Source organism: Beijerinckia sp. L45, from assembly GCF_009765775.1.
In the GTDB taxonomy this organism is placed as follows: domain Bacteria; phylum Pseudomonadota; class Alphaproteobacteria; order Rhizobiales; family Beijerinckiaceae; genus RH-AL1.
This window is the reverse complement of the sequence record NZ_LMUU01000214.1, coordinates 1-7,345: the sequence shown is the minus strand read 5'-3', so window position 1 is coordinate 7,345 and position 7,345 is coordinate 1. Positions and strand designations below refer to the sequence as shown.

Genomic DNA, 7,345 nt, shown 5'->3' with positions numbered 1-7,345 from the left:
CGGGTGCCCGTGGGCGATAGCGCCTCCCTCGGGGTTCACGAGGTCGAGGGGAATGCCGAGCGTCCGGGCGACGGCGATCGGAACGACCGCGAAGGCTTCGTTGATTTCGAACCGATCGACGTCGGCAAGCGACCATCCGGCGAGCTCAAGGGCCTGACGAATCGCGGGTACGGGTCCTAGTCCGAACATGCCAGGCTCGACGGCGGCGATGCCGTAGCCCGCCAACCTCGCCATCGCATCGATGCCGCAACGGTCCGCATAATCACGCCGCGCGACGATCATCGCGGCCCCGCCGCTGTTTAAGCCAGGCGCGTTTCCCGCCGTGATAGTGCCGGTCTTCCTGAAGGCCGGACGCAGCCGGCTGAGCATCTCGGCCGTGGTGTCGGGGCGAGGTGCCTCATCCTTCGCGAACTCGGAGGCGCCCTTCGATCCCTCTACCGTTACGGTGACGATCTCCGCCTCGAAGCGTCCCGCTGCCTGCGCCGTAGCGAACGCACATTGCGAGCGTTCGGCGAAGCGGTCCTGGTCTTCGCGGGTAATCTGCAGATCGGAAGCGAGGTCCTCCGTGTGCCAACCAGAGTGCTTACCTGAGAGTGCGTCGTCCACACCGTCGCGCAGCATGCTGTCATGGATTTCAGCCGGTCCCATCCGGTAGCCCCATCGCCCGCCCTCCATGAGGTACGGAGCGCGGTCCATGTTCTCCATGCCGCCCGCGATGCCGACGTCGTAGCGCTCCAAGGCGATCTCCTGCGCCACGCTCACGATCGCCTGCGCTCCCGATCCACATACGCGGTTGACCGTCATGGCTGGAACCGAGATGGGTAGGCCCCCGCCGATCGCGGCCTGCCGCGCAGGATTCATCTTGCTGCCAGCCTGGACGACGTTACCCATTACGACAGCGCCGACAGCGCCAGCTTCGGCGCCCGACCTATGTAGCGTCTCGCGCGCAACGATGGCGCCCAAGGCTGCAGCGGGGACGGTCTTCAAAGAACCGTTGTAGGCGCCAATTGGCGTGCGGACGGCATTGCAGAGTACGATATCGTTCGGGCTCATCGGAAGTTCTCCGGCTAGTTGGGGCTAATCTGCGAGGCGACGCCAACCCGGCTCGTCCGCCATTATCAAGCGAAGGCGACGGCGCCTTCGGGCGATCACTTGACGAATAGGAGCGACTCGTCGTTGACGATCGTGCGCAGGACGCGGCGAAGGTCCGCGGCGACCTTCTCGCCGAGCCTTTCCTCGGAACGCGCCTGGGCGCGGTCCAAGAGGCGGTAGGCTGCGGTAAGCCGAACCTGGCCCGCGTCCGTGAGCACGACATGGCGGCGCCGCTGATCGGCGTCCCCGGGCATAATTGTGATGAGCCCCTCACGCTCCAGCGGGTGCAGGTTCTGGCCCATCGTTGGGCGGTCCATGGCGAGAGCGTCGGCGAGCTCGCCGACCGTCAATAGCTCATCGGTCTGCCGGTTGATCTCGGCGAGGACCGTCATCTGCGTCGACCGAAGCCCCGTCGGGGCGAGCGCGAAGTCGTACATCTGCGAGATCCTCCGCGAAGCCTTTCGGAGAGCCGTGCAATTGCAACGGGTCCTGTCGACGATCGGCGATCGTGCTGACATCACGACTCCGAAATTAAGGTCTTCCAATAAGAGGGGATATCCCCCCTTCCGGGAATCTGTCAACGTCCGGCTCCGTTCGGATGCGCCCAGCCCTTTCTCCTGCAATTTCTTTTGATCGTTTGGTGTCAACCTATCTTGGAGTTCAGATACGTTCTCCGCAGGGGGAATCTGGATCCTTCGAGTACCTGCTTTCATGCCAGTCCCGAAACGGCTATCCTCATCGTGCGCGCGAGGCGAGGCGCTCGTCGTTGGCTATCGCCAAGAGAGTTCTTCTGAATTCCGATGCCTCGCGTTCGCCGAAGACGCGGTCAAAACGCCGTTGCGCGCTGTTCCACAACTTCTTGGCCTCCTTGAACTTCTCGATGCCCGCGGGCGTCAAGGTCACGTGGCGCCGACGCCGGTCTTGCAGACTAGGTGCCCAGGTGACCAATCCGTCTCGTGCAATGGGGCGAAGGTTGTGGCCCAGGCTCGACCGGTCCATGACCAGGGCGTCGGCGAGTTCACGCATGGTGGGCGGCTGCAGGCGCCGCCGGACTAATTCCGACAGGATCGCGTGCTGTGTCGACTTCAGACCGCACGGCTCAAGCGCTTCGTCATACATTGCCGACAGGCGCCGTGACGCCTTACGCACCGCTGTCACGTTGCACCGGCTTTCCTCCAAGCCGGTCGTTCCAGTCCTTGGCACCGTCATCCTCCGTACTGATCCCATATAAAGAATCTGCCCTCAATCGACCAGACGACGCTCCCACGCAGCGTTCGACGATGGAAAAAGGGGACATGCCTTCTTGGTCGAAGTGGCCGCGGCCGAGCTACGCGACGCTAAGCGTTAAGCGCTAAAGCGAGAAGTCTTCCTTGCCGGTCCCCAAGCCGATGAGAAATGCCTGAAGAGCCTGGGGAAGCGTTTCGAACCAAGCCTCCTCCTCGCCAGGCGCCGGAAGCACGTGGCCGTACTCGACCATGTCCGTCGGTACAAGATTGCAAAGGTAGACCCAGATTCCGGTCTCGGGCACCCCTGCGATCGCGCTGACGTCCCTCATGATCTGGAGCATCAGCCGGCCGCGTTGTTCAGCCGTACGACCGGCTCGAATGTCGCCACGAATCCAGATGTGTCTGTCGGCAGGTTGGCCGCCCAGAAAGCGGTCGGCCGCACCCTTCTCGTCGAACACGACCTGAACGAAGTAGGAGGGAGCCCCGGTCGCTTCACTATGGGCATGCGAAATGGCCTTTGCGATTGCCTCCTTCTGTTGGTCGCTCGACGAGCCAGATCTAGCGGTGCAGACGTAGGTTGGCATCACGCTTTTCCTTTCACCAAAGTCGAGCGCCGCCGTCGGTCCGGTAATCATTCGACCGGTTGCACGACATGCGACGAGCCGCGGCGGCTTTTCGGAACAGGCGCTGTCTCCGCAGCGCTGACGAGCGATATGATTAAGATCGCAGAGATTGCGGCGACCGCGGCGGCCACCAGCAGGATCGCCTGGTACCCGGCACCAAAGCTTCTGACTGCGAGGTCGTGGACTTGGACGTTCGGTCCGGAACCGTCGTATGCACCAGTGAGATCGCCAGAAACTTTCCTCTTGAGAGATGCGCGACGGCCAAGGTAAAGGTTCTCGTGGCTCGACGCAGACCAGCTATGCGAAACACATCCGCGGCGGTTATCGACGGCCTACGCTCGTGGACGCCCTGTCGTGGCGATCGACGCATCAGGCCAACACGACCTGATCAACATAGATTACCCGGTCCGCGGTCCAGCTTATAACTGCTGACGCTGGAGGGCATCGCTTCGTGAGAACCGTTGCGGTCTAGTCATCGCCTACCGATCGCTTCGGGGTTCGGCCTCCAACAAACGCGCCTCAAGCAGGGCGAGACGCTGATGCATCTCCAACAGGACGTCATCCGGTTCGAAGGCTCTTGCAATCTCCGCGAGAAGGCGAAACGCTTCGGTTACCAAACTTCTCAACATCCTGGTCGTCCTAGCTATGATATTCACGGGCGCGCTCAACCAAGTTGGTTCCCAGACCATCAGTCTAACCCCGCATTGTCGATTCGGACGGGCGTATACCCCGCCAAGATCTCACCCTTATCCTGTCCTGTCCCGATCGGTCGGAAGAGCGTCATGCCGAAATCCAATGTCGGCCTTCCGTGCAAGAACGAAATCGCTCGGTCCAACCGGTCGCCCGTCGCGGGCCCTGGGCTCAAGCTTCGCCAGTGGCAGCCGCGCTTCACCGTCGACCATGGCTGAACTCAACTCATCGCCGTCGAAACAGGTGTCCTCGCCCCATTGCCATAGTGCGATCAGGACCACGTAGAGACGCCTGCCCTTCTCGGTCAAAACGTAGCGGTTGCGCGTTGGGCTCTCCGCTTCGACGCTGAGGATCCCTTCCTGGACGAGCTTCTTCAGACGCGTCGAGAGGATGTTCTTGGCGAGTCCGAGACTCTTCTGGAATTCACCGAAGCGCTGCCTGCCCAGGAACGACTCCCGCACGATGAGCAGCGACCACCAGTCACCGATCACCTGCAGCGAACGGGCGATCGCGCAGTCTGCCGTCCCGAGGTCAGTCCTCTTCCCCTTCATCTCAAAAACCTGTCCTAAATACGGTTGCAAAGTTAAACTCAATGGCTCATGCTGTCAATGGTTGCAAAGTTAGACTGCCAGGCGAAGCGCACCTTTACTGAGGTGCTGGTGACCTGAGGCGCGACCCAAACGAACCGCATCATAGAGGAAAACCTGATGTCCTATCAGACAGTGAATCCGGCGACCGGAACCCTGGTCGAAACCTTCCCGACGATGAGCGATCACGCGTTGGAAGAGGCGGTCGCAACCGCCCACAACGCCTTCAAGACCGACTGGCGGAAGCGACCGGTGTCGGAGCGCGCGCGCATGCTTTCCAAGGCGGCATCCATCTTGCGCGAACGGGCCGAAGAATTCGCCCAGATCCTGACGTTAGAAATGGGAAAGCACATCATGGAGGCGCAGGCGGAGGTTGGCCTCTCGGCGAACATCCTCGATTACTACGCTAAACGCGCAGAGGACTATCTAGCGCCGAAGCCCCTGAAGGATGTCCCCAACGCCGAGATCCGCATCGAGCCGATCGGCGTGCTTCTCGGCATCGAGCCTTGGAACTTCCCCTACTACCAGGTGGCCCGCGTCGCGGGCCCGCAGCTGATGGCGGGCAACGTCCTGCTTCTGAAGCATGCCGAGAACGTGCCGAAGTCGGCACTCGCCTTTGCCAAGGTGCTGGAGGAGGCGGGCGTGCCCAAGGGCGTCTACACCAACCTGTTCGCCTCGATCGACCAGGTCGGCCACCTCATCGACGATCCACGCGTGCGGGGCGTCACGCTGACCGGCAGTGAGCGCGCGGGCACCGCGGTGGCCGAACGTGCCGGCCGCAACCTCAAAAAGGCCGTTCTCGAACTCGGCGGAAGCGATCCGCTCATCGTCCTCGAGGACGCACCGCTGGAGTGGACGATCGGCAGCGCCATGGTCGGACGCATGTTCAACTGCGGTCAGTGCTGCGTCGCCTCCAAGCGCATGATCGTCGTCGGCGAAGAGCGAGGCAAGGCGTTCCTCGAGGGCTTCACCGCGCAGATGGCATCGCTGAAGGCCGGCGATCCCGCCGACGCCAACACGAGCCTCGCTCCGCTGTCGTCGGAGCGCGCGCTCAACCTCCTGCTCGATCAGATCGCTCGTGCGAAGGCTGGCGGCGCTACGGTGGCGCTCGGCGGAAACCGCATCGATCGCCCCGGCTTCTACCTCGAGCCGACGATCCTGACTGGGGTCACCGAAGACAATCCGGTGTTCTTCGAGGAGCTGTTCGGTCCGGTCGCCACGATCTTCTCCGTCAAGGACGAGGCGGAAGCGATCCAACTGGCGAACAACACGCCGTACGGCCTGGGTGCATCGGTCTTCACGGCCGATACGGGGCGGGGACGCAAGGTGGCGGCGCAGATCGAGAGCGGGATGGTCTTCGTCAACCGACCGTTCGGCACCGAACCGCAACTGCCCTTCGGCGGCAACAAGAATTCGGGCTTCGGCCGGGAGCTTTCGGAGGCCGGCTTCGACGAGTTTGTCAACAAGAAGCTGGTCCATACGGATCCGGTAAACACGCACCCCTTCGCCGCAATCGCCGGAGCCTGAGGGGCGCCGCAAGGCGCAGGCCTCGAAAGGGACAACATTCGTCCCCTTCGAGCATCGCCACGCTCGTCTGAGACGGCCGCTTTGAGGTGGCGCCACGTTGTGGCGTCCACCTCGAAGCGGAAAACAGGAATAGACCCATGCCTTCGGCGATCTTCAAGAAAGTAGTGCTCGCGGCGCGGCCAGATGGCAGGCCCAATCTCGACAACTTCCGTCTGGATACGGGTCCGATGCCATCGATCCCCTCCGACGGCCTTTTGCTGCGCACCCTCTACCTCTCACTCGATCCCTACATGCGAGGCCGCATGGACGATCGGCGATCCTACGCTCCGGCGTTGGCGCTCGGTGACGTCATGCCAGGCGAATGCGTTGTGGAGGTCATCGCTTCCAACCACGCGGAATACTCTCGGGGCGACATCGTCCTCGCGCAAACCGGATGGCAGAGCCACGCCATCTCGGATGGCCGTGGTCTTCGCCGGCTCGACGCGCGCGACGCCCCGCTTACGACCGGCCTCGGCGTTCTCGGCATGCCAGGTTTCACCGCCTGGTCCGGCCTGACCTTGATCGGAAAGCCCAGACTTGGCGAGACCGTCGTCGTCGCGGCGGCCACTGGTCCTGTCGGATCGCTTGTCGGCCAGCTGGCGAAGAAAGCTGGTGCAAGGACCGTCGGCATCGCCGGCGGTCCGGAGAAGTGCCGTTATCTCATGAACGACCTGGGTTTCGATGCCGCGATCGATCATCGCGTCTCGGACTTCCGCAAGCAGCTTGCGATCGCTTGCCCGGGCGGTATCGACGTCTATTTCGAGAATGTCGGCGGCACTGTGTGGAGCGCGGTCCTGCCGCATCTCAACCGCTTCGCGCGGGTACCGGTCTGCGGACTCATCTCGCAGAACGGTGGTGCCGGTGCCGCCGAACACGACCAACTCCCCGCCACGATGCGCGCCGTCCTGACCCTGAGCCTGACTATGCGAGGCTTCATCAACTTCGAGTTCGCCGACGAGCACTTCCCGACGTTCCTTCGATCCGTGACCAGCGACGTCGCGAACGGAACCATCAAGTATAGGGAAGACGTCACTGTCGGCCTGGAAAACGCGCCACGGGCGTTCATCGGCATGTTGCAAGGGCATAACTTCGGCAAGGCGCTGGTTGATCTCACGGACGGCTAGGGACTGGCGTCCCAGCATGGTCGCTCCTGCGTTCCGCAGCTACACCTGCGGTTCCATTAGCCGTCGACCTGATTCGGAGCGTCCGACGCAACGTTCTCCGAGACAGCGCTTGAGGGCCGTCTCGACGCAAAGCGCTTGCGACCGGGCGTCATGGTTGCCGCGTGATGCCATGCAAAGACCTAGCATCGCCGACCGCACCCAGGTGCCGGAATCGAGCTGGACCAAAACGGTTCGCTGCGACCGCCGCGCCACATTCCTCCCGGCCCTGAAACGCCGGGTTCCTAGTGGAAGGTAGAAGATGATCTACGCAAACTACGTCAGGTACGGCGCGGAGTCCCGGATCCTGGAGATTCGGCCTGAGCATCGCAAATACATGTTCGGCTTGATCGACAAAGGCAAGGCGGTCGCTGCAGGTTCGTTCCCAAACAATACGGGGG

At 62.5% G+C, this 7,345-nt stretch carries 7 protein-coding genes; 2 read left to right on the top strand and 5 right to left on the bottom strand.

The features are described from left to right. From GSQ79_RS22060 to GSQ79_RS22040, 5 genes are all read right to left on the bottom strand, one after another. Positions 1–1,053: thiolase family protein (locus GSQ79_RS22060; RefSeq protein ID WP_158810929.1), on the bottom strand; the 1,053-nt coding region annotated here is incomplete at its 3' end. Positions 1,054–1,148: 95 nt separating this feature from the next. After that, the gene (locus tag GSQ79_RS22055) at positions 1,149–1,529 is read right to left on the bottom strand and encodes a MarR family winged helix-turn-helix transcriptional regulator (protein ID WP_210253179.1); all 381 of its coding nucleotides are present in this window, start codon (positions 1,527–1,529) and stop codon (positions 1,149–1,151) included. A gap of 298 nt (positions 1,530–1,827) precedes the next feature. Further along, complete coding sequence (locus GSQ79_RS22050) at positions 1,828–2,211, bottom strand: MarR family winged helix-turn-helix transcriptional regulator (RefSeq protein ID WP_210253178.1); 384 nt, start codon at positions 2,209–2,211, stop codon at positions 1,828–1,830. Between the two features lie 232 nt (positions 2,212–2,443). After that, complete coding sequence (locus GSQ79_RS22045) at positions 2,444–2,902, bottom strand: tautomerase family protein (protein WP_158810927.1); 459 nt, start codon at positions 2,900–2,902, stop codon at positions 2,444–2,446. Between the two features lie 785 nt (positions 2,903–3,687). Then, positions 3,688–4,182 (bottom strand): helix-turn-helix domain-containing protein, encoded by a 495-nt coding sequence (locus GSQ79_RS22040; protein WP_158810932.1) that lies wholly within the window; start codon positions 4,180–4,182, stop codon positions 3,688–3,690. Between the two features lie 156 nt (positions 4,183–4,338). Here GSQ79_RS22040 and GSQ79_RS22035 point away from each other — a divergent pair, with 156 nt between their 5' ends. Both GSQ79_RS22035 and GSQ79_RS22030 read left to right on the top strand, forming a co-directional pair. Beyond that, the gene (locus GSQ79_RS22035) at positions 4,339–5,745 is read left to right on the top strand and encodes an NAD-dependent succinate-semialdehyde dehydrogenase (protein ID WP_158810926.1); all 1,407 of its coding nucleotides are present in this window, start codon (positions 4,339–4,341) and stop codon (positions 5,743–5,745) included. 137 nt (positions 5,746–5,882) lie between these two features. Continuing rightward, complete coding sequence (locus GSQ79_RS22030) at positions 5,883–6,908, top strand: NADP-dependent oxidoreductase (RefSeq protein ID WP_158810925.1); 1,026 nt, start codon at positions 5,883–5,885, stop codon at positions 6,906–6,908. Positions 6,909–7,345 lie beyond the last annotated feature (437 nt).

Bases quoted from the DNA above. Each gene is read 5' to 3' on its own strand.
- GSQ79_RS22035 (WP_158810926.1), top strand. From the start codon at position 4,339: ATGTCCTATCAGACAGTGAATCCGGCGACCGGAACCCTGGTCGAAACC.
- GSQ79_RS22045 (WP_158810927.1), bottom strand. From the start codon at position 2,902: ATGCCAACCTACGTCTGCACCGCTAGATCTGGCTCGTCGAGCGACCAA.
- GSQ79_RS22050 (WP_210253178.1), bottom strand. From the start codon at position 2,211: ATGTATGACGAAGCGCTTGAGCCGTGCGGTCTGAAGTCGACACAGCAC.
- GSQ79_RS22055 (WP_210253179.1), bottom strand. From the start codon at position 1,529: ATGTACGACTTCGCGCTCGCCCCGACGGGGCTTCGGTCGACGCAGATG.
- GSQ79_RS22030 (WP_158810925.1), top strand. From the start codon at position 5,883: ATGCCTTCGGCGATCTTCAAGAAAGTAGTGCTCGCGGCGCGGCCAGAT.
- GSQ79_RS22040 (WP_158810932.1), bottom strand. From the start codon at position 4,182: ATGAAGGGGAAGAGGACTGACCTCGGGACGGCAGACTGCGCGATCGCC.